Raw genomic sequence first — 24712 nt, forward strand, 5'->3', positions numbered from 1 at the left:
GCCGGATCTCGGATCAAAGAGGCGCCGCTTCGCGTTGGCGGCCAGACAGGGGGATAGGAGCCGCATGATCGTCTTCGGCGACCACAAGCGAACGCGCAGCGCACAACAGCTCAGGGAAGCTGCCTTGGTCGCAGCGGCAGCAATCGGCGATCTGCCCGCCGGTATCGAACGTCACGCCGCCGTGGTCGATCTTTTCGTCGGCGCCTCCGAACTTATGCAAGGCCTTGCCGATGCGGAATTCGAGACCAGGGGTGCCGATTGCAATTCGTCGACCCAGAAGCTGGGGTCGGAAATTCTCGTCGAGTTGTCGGAGGAAGTGCTGCGATCCTGGCAACGAGGATTTGTCCGGAGCGGAGCGCTCGACCCGTTGCTGTTTGCGAAGCTTGCCACCATCGATTGTAGCGGCGAAATAGTTACCGGCCCGGCCGAAGGCTACGCGCTTTATGCTCTATATCCGGAAACCTATCTGCTTGCGGCGCTGCGGTCGGGCCTCGACGCAAACACCTGCGTCATCGGGATCCGCGGCATCGGTCTCGGCCTCGCGGCGATGGTCGCCACCGCGCTGCATGCGCCGCCGCCCGTCAGTGTGAGGCCGATCGGGCACCCGTTTAGCCGCCACATATGCGCCGCGCCCGAACTCCTCGGCGGCTGGCGCGACAGACCTAATGCCAAATTTGCCGTCGTTGATGAAGGTCCGGGGCTCTCCGGCAGTTCCTTTCATGCTGTCGTTGCCTGGCTGCGCCGGCAGGGCATCGACCAGAAGCGCATTCATCTGTTCCCAAGCCACCGCGGCGGGCCGGGAGTGCAAGCTTCGGCAGACATGCAGGCTATTTGGGGCCACTGCTCGCGCCATGTCGCGGATTTCGAAGCGGCCTTCGATGGGAGCGTCGCGCCGAACCTTCGCCAATGGGTGGCGGACCTGCTCGGCAAGGCCGATGTCGAGCTCAGCGAGATTTCCGGCGGCGAATGGCGCAAGCATAATTCCACGCCGCCGGAGCATTGGCCTCCGGTGTTTGCAGGATTTGAGCGGCGAAAATTCATGGCGCTGGCGGGCACCGAGCGTTGGTTGGTCAAGTTCGCCGGTCTCGGCGGGACCGGGCAGCACAAGCTGCACACGGCGAGGTCGGTGCACAGGGCCGGTTTTGGAACGCAGCCCGCCGGGCTCTGCCACGGCTTCCTGATCGAGCGTTGGACAGAGGCGGACAGGCTGGATCGGACAGGGCTGGCCAGGGACCTGCTGGTCGAATGGCTTGGACGCTATCTCGGCTGGCGCGCCGCCGAGTTGTCGACCGAAGAGGCCGGCGCGTCGCTGGATGGGCTTGCGGACATGGCCGTGCAAAACTGCAGGGAAGCCTTGGGGGAAGGGCCGGCCGAAACATTAAAGGGTTGGTTCGCCCGCCACTCCTCACATCCCTTCCTGCGCAGGATCGAGATCGACGGACGCCTGCACCCGTGGGAAGTTCTGGTTCGGCCGGACGGAACCCTGCTCAAGACGGACGCCGTCGACCATTGCCGCTCGCATGACATGGTCGGCTGTCAGGACATAGCGTGGGACATTGCAGGCGCGACGGCGGAATATCAGCTTTCCGACGCCGAGCTTTCGCGGCTCATCCAAGGCATCGAGGCAAAAATGTCGCGTGCTGTCGATCATTCCTTGGTGGACTACATGGAGCCCTGCTATCTCGCCTTCCAGCTTGGGCTATGGACGATGGCCGGACAGTCGACACACGGCGATGAGCGGGTAAGGGCAATGCGCGCCGCCGACCGCTACGAAACCGGGCTTTCGCATTTTATCGAGCGCGCGAGGACCTGATCAGTCCAGCCTGCGCAGCATGTCCGCTTCCTGCTCCAGAATTGTGGCCACTTCCTCGCGCTGCAGATGTGTCATCATGAGGCTGACGCAACATTCGAGATAGGTGATGGAGGCTCGCCGCAGGAACGCGGCGGTTTCGGCGGCCGCCATCTGGTCGATGTCCTTGATTGGTCGCTTCGGCTGCACAGGTCTTCTCCATGACGGTTGTCATGTCCAACCGCAATCCCGGTCGGTTGTTCCGCTGCGGTGAAGGAAGCCACCGCCTCAGAGCTGAAGGTTCCGAACTTTTCCGGCCTCAGTCCTGTTGACTGGAGCGATCGGCTCCATCGTGAGGTCGTCGAGGCTCGAGAAAAAGGCGATGGTTTGCAGCAGCCCTTGCCTCAGAGGCACCTTGGGCGACCAGCCGAGAAGCGCCCTTGCGCGGCCTATGTCGGGCCGCCGGCGGCGCGGGTCGTCCTGCGGCAAGGGCAGGAATTTCACGGGCGATTTGGTGCCGGTCAGTTCCCGAACCAGCCTTGCCAGTTCGAGGATCGAAAACTCGCCGGGATTGCCCAGATTGACCGGCTGTCGCGGATTGGGATTGACATCCATAAGGCGTCGCAATCCTCCGATCATGTCGCTGACATAGCAGAATGACCGGGTTTGCCGGCCGTCGCCGAATATCGTCAGCGGCCGTTTCTCGATCGCTTGCATGACCAGGTTGGACACGATGCGGCCGTCGGCCGGGTCCATTCTGGGACCATAGGTGTTGAAGATGCGGGCGATGCGAATATCGGCCATCTCGGCCCGCAGATAATCGAAGCAGAGCGTCTCCGCGGTGCGCTTGCCTTCATCATAACAGGCGCGCGGTCCTGTGCAGTTGACGTGACCGACATAGTCCTCGCGCTGTGGGTGCTGTTCCGGATCGCCATAGACTTCGCTGGTCGACGCCTGCAGGAAGCGGGCGCCGTTGCTTGCGGCAAGCTCGAGCAGATTGAGCGTTCCGATCACACAGGTGCGGGTTGTGTGGACCGGATCGGCCTGGTAGCGGGGCGGCGATGCCGCGCAGGCCAGGTTGAAAACGCGGTCGACAGTCTCGCCGAGTTCCAGCGGGACGCAAACGTCCTGCTCGATCAGCCGGAACCGGGCTTGGCCGATCAGCGAACTGACATTCTCCATTCGGCCGGTAAGAAAGTTGTCGACGCATATGACGCGATACCCGTCGTGAAGCAGGGCCTCGCATAAATGCGAACCGAGGAAACCGGCACCGCCGGCGACAAGCGCCGTCTGTGTCTGCTGAACCCTTCTTGATCGCCGCATCTGCAAAGTCTCCTGTCTGCTATTCATGCTGCACTTTCCACGTTCAGATCGATCGCCGCGCGGGCATGGACAGACTGGGTCAAAGCCAGAACGAATTCACGCGCCCGAGCGCCGCCGGTGTGGCTTGCAAGCACCGCCTCGCGTGCCGAACGGGCCATATCGAGTCTGGCTCGCTCCGATTTGGCTGTGAGGATTTCCTGCACGTCGCCGGCACTGGCCGCGGTCTCGATCGTCGATTCCGGGAAGAAGCCATCGAGACCGGGCCAGCGGTCGCTGATGATCGGTGTGCCGCAGGCAGCGGCCTCGAAGAGCCGCACGCTGGGCGACCATCCTGCCGCGATCATCGACGCGCGCGTGAGGTTCAGCGTGTAACGCTGGCGGCTGTAGAAGGCGGCATGTTCGGTGGGCGGCAGGTGCTCGATCCGCTCGACATTGTCCGGCCAGGCGATATCGGACGGATATTGCGAGCCGGCGACGACGAAGCGGCGCTCCGGCAGGCGCCGCGCCGGCTCCAGCAGCAGCGTTTCGAGGGCGAGCTGCCGGTCGGCGCTGTATGTTCCAAGATAGCCGAGATCCCATTCGATCGCGTCTCTGGTGCGATGGTGTCGCTTTGGATCGACCGAGCAGTAGAGCGGCTCTGTTCGGCGGGCGCCGAACTCCGATTTGAGGCGCTGCAACGTCGGCCCGCCGGTGAAGGAGAAGTAGACGTCGAAATAGGGTATCTGCCTGCGGGCAAGGTAATCGCAATCGTCCTGGGCAACCCGCGCCAGCGTCACTGGCGTGTCGATGTCGTAAAAGCAGAACTGTCCAGTGCACAGCGAAGCGAGGTCGTCGATGATGGCCCTGCCTTCCGGCACGAAGGAGCCTATCACCACCGCGTCGGCCCGCTGCAACTCCTGCCGGTGATTGCGGGGCAGCTCGGAGACTGTCTGGTAGTAGCGCAAGTCGCAGAAATCGGGGTCGCGCAGGTCCCGGTGATGCGCGTACCAGGGCACGTCGCGTTCGAGGAAGGTGACGCGATGGCCGAGCTCGTTGAGCGCGCGCAGCAGCCCCCGGAAAGTCGTCGCGTGGCCGTTGCCCCAGGATGAGGATAACGAAAGTCCGAGGAAAACGATGTCGAGCGGTTTCGTCATTCCGCGGCCTCCACTGCCCGGCGCTCGAAATGCGCCTTGAAGATGTCGTCCACCAGCCGGGCTCTCAGCGTGTAGGTATGCTCGGCCAGAACGCGCCGCAGCGCTGCGGCGCCGATCGCGTTCGCTCGTTTCGGCGTCAGCGTGCGCACGATCTCGGCGACGTCGGCACCGTCGCGCGCGACCAGGATCTCTTCGCCTGGGGTCAGGAACAACTCGACGCCGAGCCAGGCATCTGTGATCAGGCATGCGCCCGCGCCCGCCGCTTCGAAGACGCGTGTCGCGGGCGAGAACCCGTTGGCCGCCATGCTGTCGCGGCTGATGTTGAGCACCGCCTTCGGCGTCACGTTGAAGGCGCTGTGATCGCGCGTACCGACATGGCCGAGCCACGAAACGTTCGCCGGCAAGGGCTTGTCGCCCCAGCCGGATCCACCGAGCAGGAAGCGTTGGCTGCCAAGCACACGGGCCGGATCGAGGAAGAAGGCGTCGACGCGCGCCTCGCGGTCGGGCAGCCGATTGCCGAGGAAAGCCAGGTCGCAGGCAAAGCGCGGATTTGCGGCGACCGGATGATGTGTCTCAGGATCGAGCGCGTTGTAGATCGGCACGCATTCCGCGGCGCCGAGCGCGCGATAGTCCCAAACCACAGGATCGCCGCCGCCATAGGTCAGCACAAGGCCGATCCTCTTCAACGCCTCATGCAGCGGATGTTCGGCATGATTGCGCAGCTCGCTTAGGGTCGCCGGCGCGTCGACGTCCCAGAACACGGTCAGCGCATCTGGGCGAGCGTTGTCGAGAACCGCATGCAGCAGCGCCTCGTCCTCGAAGCCGACGCCGCCTGCCTTGACCACGACGTCTGCCTGCGCGGCGCGCGAGGCGACCTGCATCAGCGCATGCGCTGTCGGCTCGTAGACGACGACGCTGCACCAGTCCGGCGCCTCGATATCGCGATGCTTCTGGCGATCGTAGACATCGGGCTCATAGAAGACGATGTCATAGCCGCGCTTCGACAACGCCTTAAGCAAGCCCCGATAATAGGTGGCCGCGCCGTTCCAGTAGGACGACAGAAGGCTCGATCCGTAAAAGGCGATCTTCATGCGACGGCCTCCCTTGCAGGTTTGATTTCAGCGACCTCGCGATTGCCGCATGCGGCGAGGATGTCGAACAACTCGTCGACGCGGTGCCGGCATGTGTGGCGCGCAAGGATGGTTTCCCGGCCGGACGCGGCCAGCGCCTCCGCACGCTGGCTGTCGTTCAGCACGTCGCGAAGGTGACCCCGCATCTCGGCGCCGTTCCGGGCGAACAGGAAATCCGTGCCGGCACGGAAAAGTCCTTCGACATCCGACCATGGCGCCGAGACCAGCGGAATGCCGCAGGCCATCGCCTCGAACATGCGTATGGTCGGAATGCCGGGCAGGCTCTCCCGATAAGGCCGGCGGGGGATGTGCATGGTGACGCGATGCCGGGCGAAGCTCTTCGGCACGTCGGCGTTGGCAATCCAGCCATCACAGCGCAGCCCAGCCTCGGCCAGCGCGGCTCGGGCGTCGGTCGGATAGCGCACGCCGTGCACGGTTCCCGACAGCGCGAGAGCGCTCGCCGGCTCGATCAGGAACTCGGCGATCTCGGCGCTGCGTTCGTCGTCGCCCCAATTGCCGATCCAGACGAGGTCGGAGACGGGGTCGACATCCGGGCACGGCTTGAACAGCCGGTCGTCCGCCGCCTCATGCCAGGTGAAGACCCGTTTGCCCCAGCCGGCGCGAAGATAGCTCTCGCGCAGCACCTCGCCGAAGACCAGCACCCCGTCATAGTGCTCCAGCTGAAGTGCCGCTATCGCCTGCGTCGCCGATACGGCGCGATGATGGGTGTCGTGGAACAGGAGCGTGAAATTGCCATAGGCTCGCGCCTGTCCGATGCGCGCGACAAGGTCCTTGTCCGTCCATTCGTGCACGATCACGACATCCGCGCCGGCGAGCCAGGCTTCGTGCGCGAAGCCGGGGCCATAGGTCAGCGCCATCAGCTCCGGGAAATCCTTGCGGAAGCGCTCGACAGCGAAAGGGCCTTGCTCGGCAAGCAGATTCGATCGGCTCCAGCCGTCGGCGGGTTCCAGCGCGACCGCCTCATGTCCGCGCGCGACGAGCTCGCGCATGATGCCGCGCTGGAAATGCGCGTTGCCGTGATTCCAGTCGGAAACGGCGGAGTGGGTGTAGAACAGGAAGCGCATGGTCAAAGCCCTGCCATGGCCGTCGCCGCCCGATCGTAGACCTCTCGCATCCGCGCCGTCTGGGCGCTGAGCGAGAATTTGCGCGCCCTTCGGGCGGCGCGCTGACCGAAATGGCGCCGCAAGCTTTCGTCACGCGAGAGCCTGGCGATGCAGCCGGCAAGCGCGTGGGGATCGCGCGCGTCGAAGAACGTCGCTGCTCCGTCCCAGATCTCGCGGTAGGTCGCGATGTCCGCCAACACCAGGGGGGTGCCCGCAGAGGCTGCCTCCAGGGCGGCCAGTCCGAAAGGCTCGTAGATGGACGGCGAGACAAACATGCTGGCTCGCGCCATCAATTGCCGAACCTCGCAATGGCTGATCGAGCCGAGCGAGATGCAATTGTCTAAGAACAGGCGCTGCCCGTCCGGGCCTTCCGTTTCGCCTGCGGCGAATACGGGAGGGCCACACAAGGCAGCCGCGGCATCGAGCGCCAACCCGTTTTTACCCTCATCCCACCAGCGGGCGGCAGCGAGAACGAAGGACTCACGATGCGCGCCTGTCGGGCCGGGGAGCGCGCCATTGTGAACGACGCTCAGGCCCGCGATCGGGCCGTAGCAGGCTCCGAGCATGGCGGCATGGCTTCGGCTCGGCGCGACAATGGCTTCGGCGCGGTCGAATCCGGCCCGGTTGCGCTCTCGTTGCCAAGCCCAATCGCCCTCGGGCACTTGCGCCCGCACTGCATGCAGCCATGTGCCCACGCAGGAATGCGATACCGCGACGATCGGACAAGTCAGTTCGAGACCGGCTGCCTGCGCCGGCGCATTGAGATGTACGAGATTGATTGCATGGTTCGACGCAAGCTCCTGCAATTCGCTGGGTAACCGGTCGAGATCTTTCGCGTCGCGCGTCATCCAGTCCGGCGGGCATCTCAGCCAAACCAGCGTGGCGAAGGACCGCGCCTCCCGGGCCTGTTCGGGGGAAGGTTCGGGTCCCAGCCCGGCAAGCACGATGCTGTCGCCGCTGGCCGCCAGCTCTCGCGCCAGATCGAGCGAATAGCGCCAGACTCCGCCGACGGCGTCGGTCGTCATCAGAATGCGCCGCGGACAATGGGTCAGTGATTGCAGCATGAGGACTCCAACTCAGCCAGCGCATGCGGACGCTGGTCCTGGATGTCGCTGAAGGATCGGAAGGAGGCGAGGTAGTGCTCATGCGCTCGCTCCCAGGCAGTATCGTCGGGTTCGCCCCAGAGTTCGCGGTAGCTGGGCGAACTCGGATAGGGATAGAGCGGCACGGGCTCGTTCGCCCAAACGCCGCGGTCGATGAGGTGCTTGCGCCAATAGTCCACCAGCGCCGGGTCGTCCTCGACCACGCCGATCAGATTGGCCTGAACGAAAGGCACATGGCGACGGGCATCGATCAAAAGCGCGGCCAGGTCCTCCGTGCCGAGCCGGCAGCGCTTGGCGAGCATCGCACGGCCCTCGACGGTCAGGCTTTCAAGGCCGGCTTCGATCGAGACGCAGCCGGCCTCGCCGAGCAGCTTGAGCAGGTCCGGCTTCCACAGGTCGATGCGGGTCTGGACACCGAACTGGACATCGCGGTCGACCAGCGCTTCCAGCAACGCCTTTTGCGGCAGGAAGATTTCGTCGATGAAATAGATGTAGCCGACCCCTTGAGCGATCAAACCGTCGATCTCGGCCATGACGGCATCGTGCTTCCTGCGCCGATACGCATCGCGGAAATCGATCTTGGCGCAGAAGCTGCAATTATAGGGGCAGCCGCGCGACGCTTCCACCTCGGCGCCGGCGCCCTTCTGGTGGGCATCGAACCTGTGGTGGTGGTGGCCATGCGCGGCGATCCAGTCGGACGGCCAGGCGAGCGCAGGATGATTGACGAACGGGCTGGCATGCACCCCGTCATTGCAAACCGGAAAGTCGTCCTGGAGCCGGGCCGTATGCGCAACCTTGCTCCAGTCGCTTCGCCGTGCAAGCTCCGTCACGACCTCCTCGCATTCACCGCGCACGACGACATCGACGCCGAGCTTGCGCAGGGTCGGCGCCGGCGTCGCCGAGCCATGCGGTCCGACCGCCACCGTGCGTCCGCCGCGCCCGGCGAGATGATTGAGGAATTCCGCCGGCACGCGCAGCTCGGGCGGCGCGCAGCGCCAGAACAGATAGGTCGGCGCGGTTGTCACGACGGTCATGTCCGGTGCGAAAGCCGCAACGCTTTCCGCAAGGGCGGCGTTGTCCAGCCCTTGCAGCAAGCCGTCCAGCATCAGCACGTCGTGCCCTTCGGCTTCCAGCATCGCCTTCGAGTAGCCGAGCTCCAGCGGCAGATGCGGCTGGCGGCAGCCGAAATAGATGCTGTGCTCGTATGTCCAATGAGGATTGACCAGGGCTACCTTCATGCGACGTACCTCGTGGCTTCGGAGTGCGATTGGAGCCGATGCCGCAGCAGCCAGCTGGCGAGATCGCAGACGCCTTCGCGCCATGGGACACGCGCCTCCCAGCCGATCGCTGCTTGCAGCTTGCGCGTGTCGGCGACGAAAAAGGGTTGGTCGCCAACGCGCTCGCGGTCGTGGCGAAGCGCGACGTCGCTGCCCGTCATGTCGGCGATCTCCGCCAGCAGCACGCGCAGGCTGACCGCATTGCTCGGGCCGCCGCCCAGGTTGAATGCCTGGCCCTTGAGGTCCTGAATCCTGGCCAACACGCCGCGATAGGCGGCTACGGCATCGGACACATGCAGGATGTCGCGCACCTGCCTGCCGTCGCCGTAGATGGTAATCGGCCGGCCGGACAAGACGCTGAGAAGAAAATGCGCGACCCAGCCCTGGTCCTCGGTGCCGAACTGGCGCGGCCCGTAGATGCAGCTCATGCGCAGCACCGCTGTCGGCAGTCCGTAGGATTTGGAATAGTCGAGCACATACTGATCGGCCGCGCCCTTCGAGCAGCCATAGGGCGTGCAGAAATCAAGGCCTACCTTCTCATCGACCCCGCTCGCACGCACCTTCTCGTCGAGCGGCTCGTAGTGATCGTCGGCTTGCCGCACCGCGATCTGGGGCAGGCTGCCATAGACCTTGTTGGTGCTGGCGAAGACTACCGGGGCGCCGGTGCTGCGAGCGGTCTCCAGCACGTTGAACGTGCCTTTGAGGTTGATGTCGAAATCCTGCGCGGGATCGGTCAGGCTGGTCGTCACGGCGGTCTGGGCGGCGAGGTGAAAAATCGCCTTTGCCGGCGCCAGCGCCGCTGCCAGTGCGCCGGCGTCGCGTATGTCGACGATTTTGGCGCTCAGCCGGTCGCCATGCTTTTGCGCCAGCCAGTCGAGATTCTGCTCGACGCCTGGGCGACCGAGATTGTCGACGACCAGCACGGCCTCGCCGTCGGATAGCAGGCTGTCGGCCAGGTTGGAGCCGATGAAGCCGCTGCCGCCAATGACGGCTATCGGTGCCTTGCGCGGATGCCGGTAGCCCTGGGTCATGAGACCAATCCCCGCTCTTCCAGCTCGCGCCGCATGTCGGCGCCACGGTCGATAACGACGCTGTTGCGGACCCATGCCGCGAATTCGCCGAGCGAATCTTCAAGGCGATGCTTCGGCTCAAAGCCGAGCAATTCGCGCGCCTTGGCAATGTCGGCGAAGCAGTTGCGTATATCGCCGGAGCGCGCCTTGCCGAGAATTTCGGCGGGGCGCTTCGGAACGCCCATGGCCTTGGCAAGCAGCCGGGCCACCTCGCTGATCGAATAGGCGCGGCCGCTGCCGATGTTGATGGCATGGCCGGCTGCCTGGCGTTGCTCCAGCGCCAGGCGGAACGCGGTGGCGACATCGCGCACATGGACGAAATCGCGCTTCTGCTCGCCGTCCTCGAAGATCGTCGGCTGTTTGCCATTGGCGAGGCGCGAAGCGAAATTGGCGAGGACCCCGGTATAGGGATTGGAAAGTGCCTGCCCGACGCCGAACACGTTGAACAGGCGCAGTGCAACGGCATCGACGCCGTAGGCCTGTCCGAAGATCAGCACCGCGCGTTCCTGCGCATATTTGGTCAGCGCGTAGATCGAGGCGAGATCGGGCCGCTTCTCTTCGTCCGTCGCAAGAGGCGACAGTGTTTGGCCGGTCGCCGATACCAAATCCCAGCGGCCCTCCCTTATATCGGCAGGCTTTCGGCGCGCATTGTCGATCCGCTCGCCGTCCGGAGTCTGATAGAGGCCTTCGCCATAGATGCTCATGGAGGACGCCACGACGATCCGCTCGACCGGACGCTTGATCAATGCCTCTAGCAGCACCGCGGTGCCGAGATCGTTCGCGCCGACATAGCGGGCGATCTCGTACATGGACTGGCCGACGCCAACCTCGGCCGCCAGATGGATGACGGCACCGACGTCGGAAACCGCCTCAGTGACAGTGTCGCGGTCGCGCACGTCGCCCTTGATCAGCTCGGCCCCCGCAGGGAGGTTGATGGCTTCGGCGCCGTGCACCTGATCGACAAGCGCATCGAGCAGGCGCACCTGATAACCATGGTCGGTGAGTTCCTGGGCGACGTGGCGGCCGATGAAGCCGCAACCTCCCGTAACCAATACACGTTTCACGATGACTCCCTTGCGGACTTGGCTTCGGCGCCCCGAACTGCGCGGCAAAAGGTTTGTTCCCTGCTTCAACAAAGTTCCCGTCGCAGGAGGTGCGGCAGCTTCGACAGGGAGCCGTTCCACCATCTGGAACATTGCCTGTTGGCTGCCGTTAGGACCGCTCATCGGTCCCCGCTGCAGAAAGGAAAGTCCATGTCCGAGGCCAAGACGACCACCAACCACGACGAAATCCGCAAGTGGGTAGAAGAACGGAATGGCCAGCCGGCTGTCGTTCGCACGAAAGGCAAGGGCGGCATTCTGCGCATCGATTTCGGCGAGCCCGAAGACACGCTCGAGCCGATCGGATGGGACGAATTCTTCCGCATCTTCGACGAGAACGATCTCGCCTTCCTGCATCAAGATGAAGCCGGCAGCGGTGGAACGAGCCGCTTCAACAAATTCGTCGAGCGCAGCCAGAAAGGTTGAGAGGCCGAAAACCTGGCGTCACGGCGCCGTGGTGGAGGCGGCCCTGCAAGGGCGCGCGGCAGAGGTCAGGCTGTAGCCATCCCCGGCGCAGGGTTTTCGCGAATGGCGTCGGCAGAGGGAACCGCGTAGGCGCTCCGGCTGTTGGATCAGCAAGGAGCAATGGCTATGGGACTCTTTTCCGACCTGAACAAGAAGCTGACCGAAAACCTGTACGCCCATGGCAGTTATCTGAGCGATCCGAGCGCCGACCTGCCGCGGCGGGTGGAGGAGACGGTCGACCTTCTGATGCCCTTCGTGCGGCCGGAGGCCCGCGAAACGGTGAAGCTGCAGATCCTCGGCATCATCCACGAGCATATCTATGACGAGGACTGACTGCGGCGACCGCTCGATCCGCCGGAGACGCTAGCCGAGGGATGCTTTCAGCCGTTATCCCGAACGCCGGGACCTGCCTTGCTTTTCGGCGTCGCGGAGCAGCCGCACGATGGCGTCCACCGGAGACGGGTCCGTGGTCGGCTGTGCTTTCCAGCGCCATAGATGACGAAACAAACTTCTCAAGCGCGGCATCGCAATTACCTCCTTGCGCTATCAAACCCGGGACGGGAAACGATGTTCCTTTCATACCTGGCGGAAGATCGCGGCGAGCAGAAACACAACCGCGGCCAGGACGACCAGCGCCACGATCACCAGCACCGGGCCGTTCCTGCGCGGCTGCAGGCCGGGCGCGTTCTCTGGCGGCCGCATCGCGTTGGCAAAGCTTGCCTGATTGGTGAAGCTCGGTTCGCGCGGCCCTGCCGGCTTGGCGGAAGTCGGGACATCGCCGGCCTCGGCATCCGTCTCCTGCGGCGCCGCCGCAGGGTCGAACCCAGGGGTCTTGTCCTGCGTCCTGCCGGCCTGGATTTCGCCGCGGGCTTCGGCGGGCGTGCGTTGGTTGGGTGACATTCGGCGCCTCCTTTGTTTCCAAACCTGCTTCCGGCCCCGCTGTTCCAACCGCACCATTAAGACGGATATCGATCGGGGCGCTGCCTTCGAGTTCATCGCGAGCATTGCGGGATGTCAGGCGCGGCTATCCAAGTCGATTGTTGAACACGGGCGGAACTTTCGGGAGCAGGGGAGCTTTGTATCCTCGATACCGGGACGAAGCTCGCGGGAGGGCTGGGCGGTTCGGGTTCGCGGCGGCGACGGCGATGTAATCTTGTCGGTCGCTTTCGATGAGGCAAGGCGGGAAAAGTCCGTCGCCGCATTGTGATGGAGGCAAGTCTGTGAAGGATCGGACGATAGAGACCTTTATGCCCCTGCACGCGATTGCCGTCGCACGACGCGATGGGCTGAGGCCGGAATTTCTTCGCCTGTTCGAGGCCCGCGCGGCCTTGTCAGACCTCGACGTGATCCAACTCAGCCGCGGCGAGGACGCAGGCTTGGACCAAGCCGGCCCGAATCCCATCGGCAGCCGCGCAGCCGTTTGCGGGCGAAATGTCGTGCGCTTCCCTGGCCGGCGGAGTACAACAAGCCGTTTGCCAGGAGGACGTAAGCGTGCCAGAGGAGATCGTCATGCAAGCGCCCCTGGCACTGATCATTGAAGACGAATATCTGATCGCTTGCGATGTGGCGGATGGCTTAAAAGCGCTCGGCTTCGAGGTGGCCTGCGTGGCCTCGGAACGGGCAGCCGCGACCTGGCTGGACAACAACCAGCCCGATCTGGCCATCATCGACATCCAATTGCTCGACGGCCAACGGGGGGCCGCCGCCGCTCGCCTCAAGGAGGCGGGTGTGCCTTTCGTCGTCCATTCGGGCTACGATCCGGCCTTCCAGTCGCCTGTCTTCCACGGCGCGCCTTTTCTGCCGAAGCCTGCGCCGATCCGGCATCTGGTCGAACTTGCGAGCCGGTTGGTAGGCGATCGCACCATCTCGTAGATGAGGCTTTCTCAGCCCGGCGCATCGCTCTTGCGGAACCGCGACACCGCTTCGATCAACAGGTTGTAATCGACCGGCTTCGACAGCTTGGGCTTGTCGCGAAACCGGTCGGGAAAGACGGTGACGCTGTCGTAGCCGGTGAGGAAAATGAAAGGGACACCGCCGAGCGTGAGATGCTCGGCCAGGGGAAAGCTTTGCTCGCCTCGAAGGTTCACATCCAGCACGGCTCCGTCCAGAGCAACGCCCTCGATTTGTGCAAGCGCCTGTCTGACCGTGGGTGCCGGGCCGATCACTGTGCATCCTGCTTGGGTCAACTGGTCGGTGAGGTCCTCCGCAAGCATAAATACGTCCTCGACCACCAGGACATTCAGGCCGGACAAGAGCATGTTGTGTCCACTCCTCATCGCTCAGCGGCAAATGTCAGCGACCTGTGCCTGACGCCAGCGGAATTTCTATGTCGCATTCAAGTCCGGAGCGTTCGAACCTCAGGTCGACCTTCCCTCCCAGCTCGTACTCCAAACTTTGCTGGATGAAGCTCGTTCCGAAATTCCGCCTTGGCGGTTCTTCGACCACAGGTCCGTCGATTTCCCTCCAGCGGATTGACAGATTGCCCGGTTTGTCGGTGTTCCAGGCTACTTCGACGCGACCGTCCTCTGTCGATAGGGCCCCGTATTTCGCGGCATTGCTGGCAAGCTCGAAGAACACCATGCCGAGTGTCGCGGCCGCGCTCGCGCCTAGCTGCAAAGGGCTTCCGAGGATGATGATATTCTGGCGCTCCTTGCTGCTGTAAGGCGACAGCACTGCCCGCAGCAACTGCTCGAGATCGGCATCTGTCCAGTTGTAGGAAGACAGCACGTCGTGCGTTCGACCCATTGCCTGCAGCCGCTGCTGGAAGGACGTGGAAAAATCGCTCATCGAACTGGATGTGCGAACCATGCGGGACGTCAGCGCGGTGACCGTGGCCAGGATATTCTTCACGCGGTGCTGCAATTCGTGCAGCAGCCTTTCCTGGCTGCGCTCGGCCTCCTTGTGGCTGGATATGTCGACCAGCGCCGCGATGGCGCCGCGGACCTTGCCCTTTTCGTCGAACAGCGGGTTGGCCGACATCATGACGTCGATAGCGGTACCGTCTTCATGCTGGATACTCGCTTCATAGCCGGGAATTGCCCTGCCGGTGCGCATTGTCTTGAGCAGTGGCTGGTCATCGGTGCCCACCTTGGTTCCATTGAGCGTCAGCGGCAGGATTGCGGGCACGGATATCGGCTTGGTGCCGGTAGCGGGCCGACCCAACAGCTCCGCTGCGCGCCGGTTGGCGCGGATTTCCACGCCGGCGCCATCCTCTGCGATGAAGATGCCGATCGGCACGAGGTCGAGCAGGGCTCCCAGGCTTTCGACGCGGTTGCGCAGGTCATGCGAGAGCGCGCCGATCCTTTTCTCGGCCTGCGTGATCTGGGTGACGTCGACGAAGGTGACGACGATGCCCGCTATGATATTGTCGACTGTCCGGTAGGGCAGCACCCTCATGATATAGCTCTGGCCGTTGTCCATGCCCTCGACCTGCCGCTCGATCGTGCCAAGCCTTTGCAGCACCTGTTCCATGTCGGCCTGCAAGCCGTCGGCCGTGAAGCGCGGACGGACATGCGCCAGCGGCCGTCCGACATCGCTTTCCACCAGCCGGAACAGGTCGCGCGCAGTCGGTGTGAAGTTCTTGATGCAGAGGTCGCGGTCGAGGAAAATGGTGGCGATCTGCGTGCTTTCGAGCAGGTTCGCCATGTCGTTGTTGGCGCGGGTGAGCTCGTCGACGCGCAGACTGAGCTCGGCATTGACGGTGTGCAACTCCTCGTTGATCGACTGGAGTTCCTCTTTCGAGGTTTCCAGTTCCTCGTTGGACGACTGCAGCTCCTCGTTGATCGAGGAAAGCTCCTCGTTCGAGGATTTCAGCTCTTCATTGGAGGATTCGAGCTCCTCCGTCGTAATCTGCAGGCGCTCCTTGGTTTCCCTCAGCTCCCTTTCGAGCTGACTGACATTGGCGCTTTCGACATCGTCGGTTGTGTGGACGGCCTCGTCCTCGGCTTCCGGCTTGATCCCGCCGACATCCCGGAAGACCAGCATAAAGAGCGGGTCGGAAGAACCATCGCCCGGCAGCGGCTGCACAGCCAGGCTGATCGTCTGACGCCCGCCATTGGTACCGATGCTGATCTTATTCTGGACCGCCACCTGTCCGGTGCTTACGGCCTTGTGGAGCGCGGCCCTCAGATCCATGCGCAACCCGCGACGCGCCATGGAAAAGACGTTGTGGGTGGGGGCGCCGGCAGCGAGCTCCAGATATTTTCCCGTGCCGCCTGAGCTGTGCATCATCTCGCCGGCGGCATTGACGATCACATAGGCCGGCGAATAGCGCTCGACGAGCAAACGCTCCGCGATTTCCTGCAGGGTTCCGGCCGTTGCCCGCCGGCGCGCACTTGGATCCGTCGATCTCGCCGCGGTAACGAGCGGGAATTCCGGCAACCGATGTGCGGTGGCCCCGTTGCGCCTCTGGAAGATGCGGCTTGTCTTGTCCACCGTCGAGAACAGCTGTGGATGGCGCGTGACGTTCTCCGAGGAACCGAGAAGGAGATAGCCGTTGTTGCGCAATGCGTAGTGAAAGATCGGGACGATCTTTTCCTGCAGTTCCGGGCCCATGTAGATCAAAAGGTTGCGGCAAGCGATCAGGTCGAGCTTCGAAAAGGGCGGATCGCGCAAGAGATTGTGCACCGAAAACAGGCAGATCTCCCGCAGGTCGGCGGAAATTCGGTACGTACCGTCCTCGCGCGAGAAGAACTCCTTCAGCCGCTTCGGCGTTATGTCCGGCGCGATCGTCGCCGAGTAGCGGCCGGCGCGCGCTACTTCCAGCGCGCGCTCGTCGATGTCGGTGGCGAAGATCTGTAAGTTGGGCGAGGCGGCGCCGCGCGGCGCGTTTTCTTTCAAGAGCATGGCGATCGAATAGGCCTCCTCGCCGGTGGCGCAGCCCGGCACCCATACCCTGATCGTCTCGCTGGGTTTGCGGTTCTCGAACAGCCGGGGAATGACCACACGCTCGAGAGCGTCGAAAGCCTGCGGGTCGCGGAAGAAGCTGGTGACGCCGATCAGCAGGTCCTGGAACAAAAGATCGACCTGCTGCGGGTCCTCGCGTAGTCGCTCGTAGAAGACGGTGGGATCGTCGATCTGCAGCACCAGCATGCGGCGCTGGATGCGCCGCAAAATGGTGTTGTCCTTATAGCCGCTGAAATCATGGCCTGTGCGCGAGCGAAGCAGGGCGGCGATGCGGGAAAGCTGTTCGGTCACTTCGCGCTTGCGCCGGTCCCGCTCGGTCTCGGTGCGGCTCGCGTGGGTGAAATAGCTGACCAGCTTGCCGGCCATCTCATCCGTGGGCAGCACCATGTCGACCAGGCCGCTCTGGACGGCGCTGCGCATCATGCCGTCATATTCGGCGCTCTCTTGCGCAAGCGTCAGTCCGCCGCGCTCCTTGATGGCCCTCAAGCCGACAGTGCCGTCGCTGCCGGTTCCGGAAAGAATGATCCCGGCGGCGTTCTCGGCCTGCTCCTGCGCAAGCGAGATGAAGAAATCGTCGATCGGCGCCCGTCTGTCGCGCGCGGCCGCGATTTTGACCAAGTGAAAGTGCCGCTTTTCAATCCTCACCGAAACACCTGGCGGGATCACATAGATGTTGTCGGGTTTGACCTCGACGCTCTCGGCGACTGTTTGCGTTTCGATCGCGGTTGAGCGCTGGATGATGCTGGCAAGCGCGCTTTCATGCTCGGCGTCGAGATGCTGGATGACGACATAGGCGAAGCCGCTGTCGGCGGGCACCTCGGGAAAAAAGCTCCGCAATGCCGCGATGCCACCCGCCGATGCGCCGATGCCGACAATGGGGAAGGACGCCGGCTGTTTTTCGTCGTCGCGCGAACTAACCCTTGCCTTGTGAGTACTTGCCTTCCGCGCTGACTTCGCCATTATCCCTTGCCTGAACCCGCCTGCTTTCGAGGATGCGTTCGATCACAGCGGCATCCGCCTCATATTCCTTCGCCCGCCTGCCCATTTCGGCGGCGAGTCCGGAGCGGAGCTTCACCCGCTCCCGCTCTGCCATCCGCTTGGCAAACGCTGCCCGCTGCTGATGCGAGCGAAGCAGGCTCCACAGGATCTCGTCGGCCTCCTGCGCCTGCACCTCCATCACCGCGTCGGCGGTGAAGGCATGCCCGGTATGGCACCGATAGCGCAGCATGTCACCGTCTTCGATCTCCCACAACGGCCCGTGACATTCCGGGCATGTAAACACCGACAATTCGCCAAGTCGATCCGCTTCCTGCATCGTCGAATGCTCCTGCGCGGCAATAGCCGCTTCCAATCTAACTGCCGGCGGGGGAGGAAAGGATTCTCCGGCCGGCTCGACCGCAAGTTTTGCCAGCAAAGGGCCGAGCTCGGCAGCGGGCAGGCAGTGGTCGACCTCGACATAGCGCAGCGCGCTTTCAATCATCGCCGGCACCAGCGCGTCCTTGGGGTGCTGGACGACTGCCAGCCCGCCGACGGACTTGACGGCCCTCAACCCGGCGGTGCCGTCGGAAAGCGCGCCCGACAGCAGAACCCCGATGACACTCGCGCCGTAGCTCAGCGCCGCCGAGCGGAACAAGGGGTCGATGGCCGGCCGGGCAAGATTCTCGCGCGGGCCGCGTCGCAGCATCATGTGATCATCGTGAAGGAGAAGATGGAAGCCGGGCGGCGCGACATAGATGCAGCCGGTCCTGAACTCTTCGCCGTTCGTTGCCGACTGCGTTTCGAGCGTGCCCGCGCGGTCCAGGATCTCCGGCAGGCAGCTGACCTGGCCGATATGCAACACGACGAAGATGGTCGCCGGCAGATCGGCCGGAAGGTTGGCGACGATCTGCTTCAACGGCTCGATTCCGCCGGCCGACGCGCCGATGACGATGATGTTATGGCGGTTGGATAGACCTTTGGAACGGGCCATTCCGCTACGAGCCTCCAAACTGGGCTGTAATGGGCTGTAAGAAGTGTTCCGTTGGGTGACGGCATCATCGCGGTTCAGCGACAGGTCAGATGTTTAACCCTGCAACCTGCACGAAGTTCCGTTTGCTGCCGGCCAGGCTCGTCGCGAAGGATGGCGGGAACATAGGGGATGACTGGCAGTTCGGGTTCGCTTCAGACGCCACGCCAGGCGTTTGTCGAAGATCGGTGGGCAACAGCTGATCGGTCTGCGCCTGTCCCTCGCAAGCGCGGGCTTCAGGCCCGGCAGGTCTGCCGCGCCGCTGTACAGATGTCGCCGCCAAAACCACAGGAGACAGCAATGAAGCATCAGACCTCATATGAACTTCAATCGGTGGCAGTCGTCGACCGGCTTGGATTGATCCCCCTTGCCACGAGAACGCAGCGGATCGAGCGGTGGGCGGAACTGCTGGACCGCAATCCGCTTCGGTGTCTCTCCGCGCTGACGGGCACTGAATATGTCGATCCCGAGGTTCGCGAACAGGTGCGGGCGGACGGATCGCCGCTCGCGGTTGCTTTCGATGATCCGTTGCTGCGCGCGGCCGGTTTGCAGTCCGACACCTACGGCGAGGCGAAGCGCTTTTTCGAATTGTCCGATTGGCAATTGCATGATGTCGTGTGCAGCTGCCATGCCGGCGCGACGATGCAGGCCAGCTGGGCTGCCGCGCGGGTCCGTCGGATCATAAAAGGCAACCGGATCATTGCCTGGCTCAGAAGCCGCCTGACGCATTGAGAATGCTGGTCGCCAGGCGAGCGCAGGTCGCCGGCGGCTCGGCTGCCTGCGATTAGTGCAGCAGGCAAGCTCCGCGCAGCCGCGCTATCTTGCGCATGATGGCGTTCAGCCATTCGGCGATCGATGACCCCTCGGGCCTTTTGTCGATATCTTCAAGCGCCTGCTCCAAAGTGTGCTCGACAAGGCGGTCGGAAGCGCCGGCATCGTCCAGCAGCAGACGCGCGGTGAGCCGGAGCTTGGGGAGCAGCGCAACGACGTCCTCCACCGCGGGCGCCGGCTGCGCGACGGTCACTGGCTCCGCAAAGGGTTCCGGCGGGAACAGCGCATCGACCACGACCGCGCCGTTCGAGGACTTGCTCAGGCTGCTCGCGAAACGCAAACGCTCGGGGATGGCGATCTCGTCATAACCGCTGAAAAAGACGAAGGGCACGTTGCGCCGCATCAATTCGTCCGCGACCGGGAAGACGAGGCGGCCATGCAGGTTCACATCCAGAATCGCTGCGTCCGCCGCCTTTGCATGTCGCCCGGCCTGCTCCACTGTCGCCGCCGGCCCGAGGATGATAGCGCCCATCCCAGCGAAGAAGGTCGCCAGATCGCTGGCCAGCAGCCACTCGTCCTCCGCGATCAAGAGGTGAAGTCCCCTGAGGTTTCGCACACGAAGCTCCTTAATTCATATTCTGACGTTGGTGAGACCTCAGTCACGGGGCATGCCGCGTCGATACCGGCGCGTGTATTCATGAGGTCGCAGGGAAGCCAACTGGTAGAACGCGGCGACGGGTGAACCGTTCCGGCGGTTCGACACCAGGCGGGAGTCGGCCGGGTACCACGACCCATGACGCCGCACCGCGAAGCTTCCAGGGAAGACAGCGAGCGCCAGAATGCCGACTGTGTCCGCGACCTTGCGGAAAGGATGAGAATTCCAAGCGGGTTGGCGCTGGCGCTGATCCTGAAATACGGCAACGAGCCGAACGTGCTCGATCGCGAGGCTGCAAAGTTCAGGCGCGACGCGACGGCGGCAGATAGGGAGCTGCGGCGTGCTGGCCGATCCCATGGTCCTCATCCTGATGTACTTCGTCCTGCCGGTCTGGCTGGTTGCGGGCTTTGCCGACTGGCTCTGCCATCGCGCCAGCCACATCGAATCGACAACCGGTGCGAAGGAATCGCTCATTCACTTGCTGATGTTCGCCGAGGTTGGAATCCCGCTGCTTGCGGCAATGTTCCTGGAGGTGAACGCCCTGGTCATCGCCGTGATGATCGTCACCTTCTTCGTTCACGAAGCGACGGCGATATGGGACGTGCGCTATGCGACCACGGCTCGCACGGTGAGCCCCGTCGAGCAGCACGTGCACAGCTTTCTGGAAATGATTCCGCTGATGGGGCTGGTCATCGTGGTGGCGCTGCATTGGGGCCAATTCCTGGCGCTGTTCGGCGCCGGAACGGAAAGGGCTCGCTTCGATTTAACCTGGAAAGAACAGCAACTGCCGGTGATATACATTGCCGCCGTGATGATCGTGATCGTGCTGTTCGAGCTGCTGCCCTATGTGGAGGAGTTCTTCAGAGGCCTGCGCGCCAACTCGGGCCGGCTGGTGCCTGACAAGGCGAGGCGGCATGAGCCCGGCAACACGGCGACGCGCTGAGGCTGGCTGTCCTCTCAGCCATTCTGGTCGATAGCGTGCGGCGAGGGCTGCTGGGCGCCACCACTCGGGCGCCGGCCGTTTTGGTCAGCCCAGACCCAGACGGCGACCAGGACGATCGCCAGAATGCCGAGCGCAATTAGGATACGACGCATCCGCGGGCCGACGTGCTTCAGCCGCCTGGCCTGTTGGAGGCGGGGTCAGAGCCGGCGCCAACCGCGGGATCGGGCGCCACCGGACCGCGCTCGACTTCCGAACCTTCCGACTCGATCTCCTGGACGGCTTGATCCCAGTGTTCCTGCTGACGGCCCTCCGGTCGGCCTTCACGCTCCCAGATCTCATGGGCGCGTTGCCTGATGCGTTCTTCCCTGTCCATGCCTGGCTCCTCTCGCACGGCTGAACTGCACTGTCTGCGCCTAATCGGATGCCTGGAGGTTTGTTCCACCGGAGTTGAAACGGACTGCCCGGCAGTTGGGAACGCCGCTCTCGCGCCGGTGTTATCTTTCATCCAACCGGAGACAGAGTCATGAAGAACAGCCAGAACCGTCGCGAGACCGGCGCCACGAAATATCCCGCCAATACCGATCCGGATCCGAGCGACGAATTTTCCCAGGACGCCGCCGGCAATGAAAGACCCCATGTCGATCCGGGCCTCAGCCGAAAGCAGGGCGAGGTCGAGGACAAGACCCGTCAATCTGAGGGCCGCAATCCGCCGCGACAGCCGACGCCAAGCACGGCGACGGAAAAGAGCTCAGGGGCCGGTCCCACTGTCGCAGAGCATTCCAAGGACGCCAAGGCGCCCAGGAGCGGCCGTCAGCCCGGCGCCTATGTAAAGGAATGAACGCGGGCCGTCCCATAGGCCAATTCCTCGTAACCTGGGTCCACGAAGATGTCGCGCGGAACCTCTGATATCGCCGCCAGGATTTTCCCGATCCGGGATGCCGCGGCCGCCGAGATGAACATCGACCATCCGACGGCGCCACGGTTGGTTCCCTCGTCGGATCGGGTGCCGGGCCGGCGGCCACAAGGAACAAACCCGATTGCACAGGGTTGGACGGTCACTGCAATGTGCTGCTCTGAGGAGGATCTGTGGAAGAGCCTGTCTTCTGCGACACGCCGCTGCTGCGGGTCGCCTATGTGAGCGGCGGATCCGAGGACGGAGCGCCTGTGCTGCTCCTTCATGGTTGGCCAGACGATGCGACCACTTTTGCGGACGTGTCGCCACTTCTTCACGCCGCGGGCTTCCGCACCTTCGCGCCATGGCTGCGCGGGTTTGGAGGGACTGTGTTCCACTCCGCCGAAACGATACGCTCCGGCGAGATCGCCGCCATGGCGCAGGACGCGCTCGACTTTGCCGATGCCATCGGCCTCGAACGGTTCGCGGTTGTCGGCCACGACTGGGGAGCACGCATCGCCTACCTGCTCGCCTCCGTCTTTCCGCAGAGGATAAGATGCTGCGCGGCGCTTTCGCTGGGATGGCAACCCGGCTCGCTTCCGACGCCGTCTTTGGAGCAGACGAGGGCCTTCTGGTACCAGTGGTTCATGGCGACCGAGCGCGGCGAGGAGTTCGTGCGACAGCACGGCCACTCCTTCGCTCGATTCCAGTGGGGCAGCTGGAGCCCGCCAGGCTGGTTTGACGACGCGCTGTTTGAACGTGTGGCGAGGTCCTTCGAAAATCCGGACTGGCCGGACGTGACGCTGCATTCCTATCGCGTGCGCTGGGGGGAGGCGGATCCCGATCCGCGCTACGCTGAACTCGCGCGCAAGCAGGTTGAGGCGCAGGTCATCTCGGTGCCGACACTGGTCCTTCATGGCGATGACGACCGCGTCGTTCTGCCGGGTTCGTCCGAAGGCAAGGAGGAGTATTTCTCGGCAGGCTACGAACGTGAGCTTCTGCCGGGCGTCGGCCATTTTCCGACCCGCGAGGCGCCTGAGCAGATCCGAGAGGCGCTGGAGAGCTTCCTGACAAGCTTCGGCAGGCAATAGGCTGCGCCGACTTCGACATTCGGGACAGCTGCGCCCGACCGGAAGTTCGTCGGCCCAGCAGACGGACGAGACAGGAACCTTTTTCCCGTCAGTGGGTTAATGGGGCAGGCATTAACCCATGTTAGGGGAACGGCCGTGACACGCAAGGTTCGTCAAGTGCTCAGATCGGAGGAGGAACCCTCCAAGATCACGACGCCGGAGCGCGAGACGTGCGTCGCGTTGGAGGCGCTGAGATACGAGAATGCACCGTCTCGAATGTTGGCACTGGCGCGTAAGCTCGACGCCGCGATAGCGTTGCGGACGCGCAAAGCCCGCCCGAATTGATTGTCGACTGGGACGTTCTGATCGCGACCATGCGGAACCATCATGGCCGGCAGTTGTTCGTCTCCAAACCTTCTATGAGGCGATCGGATGAGCGGCATAATTCAAAGCTTGATTGCCGAGTTCCTGCCGCGATGGTGGCACCGAAAATCTCGCGGCCCGGCACCGAGGCAAGCGCCGGCTCGTGCGTTCTCGCGGGTAAAATCGGACAGTTCCCAAGCGACCGGAGCAGGGCAAGGATCGGATGAAGTTCCAAGATAGCGCAAGCTAGGGCATGCCCGCTCCGCCGGCTGAAATCTCGTCTCGATTGCTCGTCCGGCAACATCATTTCAGCTAGTGCCACTGCACAGGGATTTTGACCGGTCGGCTCTGTTTGCGTTGTCAGGTGGCATGCGTTGGAGATTGGCCGAAACGCCCATCGCGATCGTCATTCCAGGGCGGAGCAGGAGCGAAGCTCCGTCGCGAAGACCCTGGAATCCATGCCGTTACCTTCGCCAAGGAATGCAACGGAGCAAAATTCTGCACCGAGGCGGCGCTTCCAAGTCACGGAATGGTCTGCGCGCGTCGCTTCGCTCCTTGCTCCGCCATAGAATGACGAAGTTGGGGCGGCTTCAACCAATCTCCGGCGTTTGCGCTGATTTCACGGACATCTTGCGCCAAGACAAACGGCAACCTTTCAAAATCCCTGTGTCGGGGAACTAGGCGAGGACTGGTTAAGCTTACGACCGGCAATTCAGCGCGCACTTTCATGGAGGCTTGCCGCAAGCTCCGGCCGAGGGCGAGAAGATTGCCGTTAAATTCTGAATGTTCACCCGACGCACTGGAACGTGAAACTTTCTCCGGAACATTTCTGCCGCCTGCCGGTTCGAAAGCCGATCGCCCTCCCTCTAGCGATCCAGGGTCCCATCAGGCCCATGGCCCGTTGCCGCATGCAGGCAGCGGGCCTTCTTCGTCTGGATCGTCGCGTGGATCTTCGATTGCCGCGAGGCTCCCGAACCGGGCCAAGGGGAACAAGCGGGATATCTCCGGGTTCCTCTGAGATAGCGGGAACTGTCAACCAGGAGGCCGCAATGAGCGAGGCTATGACGACCTCAAATCACGAAGTGATCCGAGCTTGGATCGAGGCGCGCGAGGGCAGGCCTGCCGTCGTCGCCGGGCCGGGGAAGGGCGCGATCCTGCGGGTCGATTTCGGCGCAGGCGACGAAGATCTGAGGCCGATCGAATGGGAAGACTTCTTCAAAGTGCTGGACGACGACAATTTGGCGTTCGTCCACCAGGACATGACCGCGGAGGGTACCATCAGCCGCTTCAACAAATTCATCGCGCGTGAGTAGGCCTCCAGGAAAGAGCGGATATCGCGCTCGAACTGTCACTGAACCCCCGGCATCTTGCTGGCATCCTGTGGATTCTTCGTGATGCCGGCGGCCGGCGAGGTGTCCTGCGGCGCGTTGCCGCCCTGGTTTTGTTCGGGTGCCCGTTTGACGGGCGCTGCTTGCCAGCCTGTGCCGACATAGACGAAGGCCCAATAACAGAGCACCAGGACCACCGCAGCCAATATCAGTGGCAGAAGCACCCGTCTCATGTCGAACTCCTGGCTGGCTTTGCGTCTGTTGTG

General features: G+C 63.4%; 25 protein-coding genes. 9 read left to right on the forward strand and 16 right to left on the reverse strand.

Features of this window, described 5'->3' with window-relative positions; translation table 11 throughout:
- Nucleotides 1-64 precede the first annotated feature (64 nt).
- Nucleotides 65-1813 (forward strand): hypothetical protein, encoded by a 1749-nt coding sequence (locus tag FJW05_RS20010; RefSeq protein ID WP_140635093.1) that lies wholly within the window; start codon nucleotides 65-67, stop codon nucleotides 1811-1813.
- Here FJW05_RS20010 and FJW05_RS20015 read toward each other — a convergent pair whose 3' ends face one another.
- The 9 genes from FJW05_RS20015 to FJW05_RS20055 all read right to left on the reverse strand — a co-directional run bounded on the left by FJW05_RS20015 (nucleotide 1814) and on the right by FJW05_RS20055 (nucleotide 11013).
- The gene (locus FJW05_RS20015) at nucleotides 1814-1999 is read right to left on the reverse strand and encodes a hypothetical protein (protein WP_095768871.1); all 186 of its coding nucleotides are present in this window, start codon (nucleotides 1997-1999) and stop codon (nucleotides 1814-1816) included.
- 78 nt (nucleotides 2000-2077) lie between these two features.
- On the reverse strand, nucleotides 2078-3112 hold the full coding sequence (locus tag FJW05_RS20020) for a UDP-glucuronic acid decarboxylase family protein (RefSeq protein WP_140635146.1): 1035 nt from the start codon (nucleotides 3110-3112) through the stop codon (nucleotides 2078-2080).
- A gap of 23 nt (nucleotides 3113-3135) precedes the next feature.
- On the reverse strand, nucleotides 3136-4245 hold the full coding sequence (locus tag FJW05_RS20025; protein ID WP_140635095.1) for a glycosyltransferase: 1110 nt from the start codon (nucleotides 4243-4245) through the stop codon (nucleotides 3136-3138).
- A complete protein-coding gene (locus FJW05_RS20030; RefSeq protein WP_140635097.1) occupies nucleotides 4242-5336 on the reverse strand; it encodes a glycosyltransferase in 1095 nt (364 codons plus the stop codon). The genes FJW05_RS20025 and FJW05_RS20030 overlap by 4 nt, the downstream gene beginning before the upstream one ends.
- The gene (locus tag FJW05_RS20035) at nucleotides 5333-6460 is read right to left on the reverse strand and encodes a glycosyltransferase (RefSeq protein ID WP_140635099.1); all 1128 of its coding nucleotides are present in this window, start codon (nucleotides 6458-6460) and stop codon (nucleotides 5333-5335) included. The genes FJW05_RS20030 and FJW05_RS20035 overlap by 4 nt, the downstream gene beginning before the upstream one ends.
- Before the next feature lie 2 nt (nucleotides 6461-6462).
- Nucleotides 6463-7563 (reverse strand): glycosyltransferase family 4 protein, encoded by a 1101-nt coding sequence (locus FJW05_RS20040; protein ID WP_140635101.1) that lies wholly within the window; start codon nucleotides 7561-7563, stop codon nucleotides 6463-6465.
- Nucleotides 7548-8840: a TIGR04295 family B12-binding domain-containing radical SAM protein gene (locus FJW05_RS20045; protein ID WP_140635103.1), complete on the reverse strand. Its 1293-nt coding sequence runs from the start codon at nucleotides 8838-8840 to the stop codon at nucleotides 7548-7550. The genes FJW05_RS20040 and FJW05_RS20045 overlap by 16 nt, the downstream gene beginning before the upstream one ends.
- Nucleotides 8837-9910 (reverse strand): NAD-dependent epimerase/dehydratase family protein, encoded by a 1074-nt coding sequence (locus tag FJW05_RS20050; RefSeq protein WP_140635104.1) that lies wholly within the window; start codon nucleotides 9908-9910, stop codon nucleotides 8837-8839. The genes FJW05_RS20045 and FJW05_RS20050 overlap by 4 nt, the downstream gene beginning before the upstream one ends.
- Nucleotides 9907-11013 carry an SDR family NAD(P)-dependent oxidoreductase gene (locus FJW05_RS20055; protein WP_140635106.1) on the reverse strand — a complete coding sequence of 369 codons (1107 nt, stop codon included), beginning with the start codon at nucleotides 11011-11013 and terminating at the stop codon, nucleotides 9907-9909. Before FJW05_RS20055 ends, FJW05_RS20050 begins: the two co-directional genes overlap by 4 nt.
- 189 nt (nucleotides 11014-11202) lie before the next feature.
- Here FJW05_RS20055 and FJW05_RS20060 point away from each other — a divergent pair, with 189 nt between their 5' ends.
- Together FJW05_RS20060 and FJW05_RS20065 are read left to right on the forward strand one after the other, a co-directional pair.
- Nucleotides 11203-11475: a hypothetical protein gene (locus FJW05_RS20060; protein ID WP_140542276.1), complete on the forward strand. Its 273-nt coding sequence runs from the start codon at nucleotides 11203-11205 to the stop codon at nucleotides 11473-11475.
- Nucleotides 11476-11634: 159 nt separating this feature from the next.
- Nucleotides 11635-11847, forward strand: coding sequence for a hypothetical protein (locus tag FJW05_RS20065; RefSeq protein WP_246673546.1), 213 nt, complete (start codon nucleotides 11635-11637; stop codon nucleotides 11845-11847).
- 243 nt (nucleotides 11848-12090) lie between these two features.
- On the opposite strand, the gene FJW05_RS20070 is transcribed toward FJW05_RS20065, so the two are convergent.
- Nucleotides 12091-12414, reverse strand: a complete 324-nt coding sequence (locus tag FJW05_RS20070; protein ID WP_140542275.1) for a hypothetical protein — start codon at nucleotides 12412-12414, stop codon at nucleotides 12091-12093.
- Between the two features lie 591 nt (nucleotides 12415-13005).
- Between FJW05_RS20070 and FJW05_RS20075 the strand changes: the two genes are divergently transcribed.
- Complete coding sequence (locus tag FJW05_RS20075; RefSeq protein ID WP_181165012.1) at nucleotides 13006-13386, forward strand: response regulator; 381 nt, start codon at nucleotides 13006-13008, stop codon at nucleotides 13384-13386.
- Between the two features lie 11 nt (nucleotides 13387-13397).
- Here FJW05_RS20075 and FJW05_RS20080 read toward each other — a convergent pair whose 3' ends face one another.
- Genes FJW05_RS20080 through FJW05_RS20090 form a run of 3 tightly spaced genes read right to left on the reverse strand, consistent with a single transcriptional unit; the run spans nucleotide 13398 to nucleotide 18388 of the window.
- A complete protein-coding gene (locus tag FJW05_RS20080) occupies nucleotides 13398-13772 on the reverse strand; it encodes a response regulator (RefSeq protein ID WP_140542273.1) in 375 nt (124 codons plus the stop codon).
- A gap of 34 nt (nucleotides 13773-13806) precedes the next feature.
- Nucleotides 13807-17379, reverse strand: coding sequence for a CheR family methyltransferase (locus tag FJW05_RS20085; protein ID WP_140635108.1), 3573 nt, complete (start codon nucleotides 17377-17379; stop codon nucleotides 13807-13809).
- On the reverse strand, nucleotides 17333-18388 hold the full coding sequence (locus FJW05_RS20090; RefSeq protein ID WP_140542271.1) for a chemotaxis protein CheB: 1056 nt from the start codon (nucleotides 18386-18388) through the stop codon (nucleotides 17333-17335). The genes FJW05_RS20085 and FJW05_RS20090 overlap by 47 nt, the downstream gene beginning before the upstream one ends.
- Nucleotides 18389-18724: 336 nt before the next feature.
- Here FJW05_RS20090 and FJW05_RS20095 point away from each other — a divergent pair, with 336 nt between their 5' ends.
- A complete protein-coding gene (locus FJW05_RS20095) occupies nucleotides 18725-19156 on the forward strand; it encodes a hypothetical protein (protein ID WP_140635110.1) in 432 nt (143 codons plus the stop codon).
- A gap of 52 nt (nucleotides 19157-19208) precedes the next feature.
- On the opposite strand, the gene FJW05_RS20100 is transcribed toward FJW05_RS20095, so the two are convergent.
- Nucleotides 19209-19784, reverse strand: coding sequence for a response regulator (locus tag FJW05_RS20100; RefSeq protein WP_246673548.1), 576 nt, complete (start codon nucleotides 19782-19784; stop codon nucleotides 19209-19211).
- Nucleotides 19785-20190: 406 nt separating this feature from the next.
- On the opposite strand from FJW05_RS20100, the gene FJW05_RS20105 reads away from it, so the two are divergent.
- Nucleotides 20191-20793: a diguanylate cyclase gene (locus FJW05_RS20105; RefSeq protein ID WP_140635112.1), complete on the forward strand. Its 603-nt coding sequence runs from the start codon at nucleotides 20191-20193 to the stop codon at nucleotides 20791-20793.
- Between the two features lie 169 nt (nucleotides 20794-20962).
- Here the strand turns inward: FJW05_RS20105 and FJW05_RS20110 are convergent, their stop codons facing one another.
- Nucleotides 20963-21166, reverse strand: a complete 204-nt coding sequence (locus FJW05_RS20110) for a DUF2934 domain-containing protein (protein WP_140635113.1) — start codon at nucleotides 21164-21166, stop codon at nucleotides 20963-20965.
- A 150-nt stretch (nucleotides 21167-21316) separates the two neighbouring features.
- Between FJW05_RS20110 and FJW05_RS20115 the strand changes: the two genes are divergently transcribed.
- From FJW05_RS20115 to FJW05_RS20125, 3 genes are all read left to right on the forward strand, one after another.
- Complete coding sequence (locus tag FJW05_RS20115) at nucleotides 21317-21631, forward strand: hypothetical protein (protein WP_140542266.1); 315 nt, start codon at nucleotides 21317-21319, stop codon at nucleotides 21629-21631.
- A 248-nt stretch (nucleotides 21632-21879) separates the two neighbouring features.
- Nucleotides 21880-22776, forward strand: coding sequence for an alpha/beta hydrolase (locus FJW05_RS20120; RefSeq protein ID WP_140635115.1), 897 nt, complete (start codon nucleotides 21880-21882; stop codon nucleotides 22774-22776).
- Between the two features lie 1391 nt (nucleotides 22777-24167).
- On the forward strand, nucleotides 24168-24431 hold the full coding sequence (locus tag FJW05_RS20125) for a hypothetical protein (protein ID WP_140542264.1): 264 nt from the start codon (nucleotides 24168-24170) through the stop codon (nucleotides 24429-24431).
- A 35-nt stretch (nucleotides 24432-24466) separates the two neighbouring features.
- On the opposite strand, the gene FJW05_RS20130 is transcribed toward FJW05_RS20125, so the two are convergent.
- On the reverse strand, nucleotides 24467-24679 hold the full coding sequence (locus FJW05_RS20130; protein WP_140542263.1) for a hypothetical protein: 213 nt from the start codon (nucleotides 24677-24679) through the stop codon (nucleotides 24467-24469).
- Between the last annotated feature and the right edge of the window lie 33 nt (nucleotides 24680-24712).

It is taken from the genome of Mesorhizobium sp. B2-9-1, assembly GCF_006439455.1.
Lineage (GTDB): Bacteria > Pseudomonadota > Alphaproteobacteria > Rhizobiales > Rhizobiaceae > Mesorhizobium.

Bases quoted from the DNA above. Each gene is read 5' to 3' on its own strand.
- FJW05_RS20010 (WP_140635093.1), top strand. From the start codon at position 65: ATGATCGTCTTCGGCGACCACAAGCGAACGCGCAGCGCACAACAGCTC.
- FJW05_RS20020 (WP_140635146.1), bottom strand. From the start codon at position 3,112: ATGCGGCGATCAAGAAGGGTTCAGCAGACACAGACGGCGCTTGTCGCC.
- FJW05_RS20025 (WP_140635095.1), bottom strand. From the start codon at position 4,245: ATGACGAAACCGCTCGACATCGTTTTCCTCGGACTTTCGTTATCCTCA.
- FJW05_RS20030 (WP_140635097.1), bottom strand. From the start codon at position 5,336: ATGAAGATCGCCTTTTACGGATCGAGCCTTCTGTCGTCCTACTGGAAC.
- FJW05_RS20035 (WP_140635099.1), bottom strand. From the start codon at position 6,460: ATGCGCTTCCTGTTCTACACCCACTCCGCCGTTTCCGACTGGAATCAC.
- FJW05_RS20040 (WP_140635101.1), bottom strand. From the start codon at position 7,563: ATGCTGCAATCACTGACCCATTGTCCGCGGCGCATTCTGATGACGACC.
- FJW05_RS20045 (WP_140635103.1), bottom strand. From the start codon at position 8,840: ATGAAGGTAGCCCTGGTCAATCCTCATTGGACATACGAGCACAGCATC.
- FJW05_RS20050 (WP_140635104.1), bottom strand. From the start codon at position 9,910: ATGACCCAGGGCTACCGGCATCCGCGCAAGGCACCGATAGCCGTCATT.
- FJW05_RS20060 (WP_140542276.1), top strand. From the start codon at position 11,203: ATGTCCGAGGCCAAGACGACCACCAACCACGACGAAATCCGCAAGTGG.
- FJW05_RS20065 (WP_246673546.1), top strand. From the start codon at position 11,635: ATGGCTATGGGACTCTTTTCCGACCTGAACAAGAAGCTGACCGAAAAC.
- FJW05_RS20070 (WP_140542275.1), bottom strand. From the start codon at position 12,414: ATGTCACCCAACCAACGCACGCCCGCCGAAGCCCGCGGCGAAATCCAG.
- FJW05_RS20080 (WP_140542273.1), bottom strand. From the start codon at position 13,772: ATGCTCTTGTCCGGCCTGAATGTCCTGGTGGTCGAGGACGTATTTATG.
- FJW05_RS20085 (WP_140635108.1), bottom strand. From the start codon at position 17,379: ATGGCGAAGTCAGCGCGGAAGGCAAGTACTCACAAGGCAAGGGTTAGT.
- FJW05_RS20090 (WP_140542271.1), bottom strand. From the start codon at position 18,388: ATGGCCCGTTCCAAAGGTCTATCCAACCGCCATAACATCATCGTCATC.
- FJW05_RS20095 (WP_140635110.1), top strand. From the start codon at position 18,725: ATGAAGCATCAGACCTCATATGAACTTCAATCGGTGGCAGTCGTCGAC.
- FJW05_RS20110 (WP_140635113.1), bottom strand. From the start codon at position 21,166: ATGGACAGGGAAGAACGCATCAGGCAACGCGCCCATGAGATCTGGGAG.
- FJW05_RS20115 (WP_140542266.1), top strand. From the start codon at position 21,317: ATGAAGAACAGCCAGAACCGTCGCGAGACCGGCGCCACGAAATATCCC.
- FJW05_RS20125 (WP_140542264.1), top strand. From the start codon at position 24,168: ATGAGCGAGGCTATGACGACCTCAAATCACGAAGTGATCCGAGCTTGG.
- FJW05_RS20130 (WP_140542263.1), bottom strand. From the start codon at position 24,679: ATGAGACGGGTGCTTCTGCCACTGATATTGGCTGCGGTGGTCCTGGTG.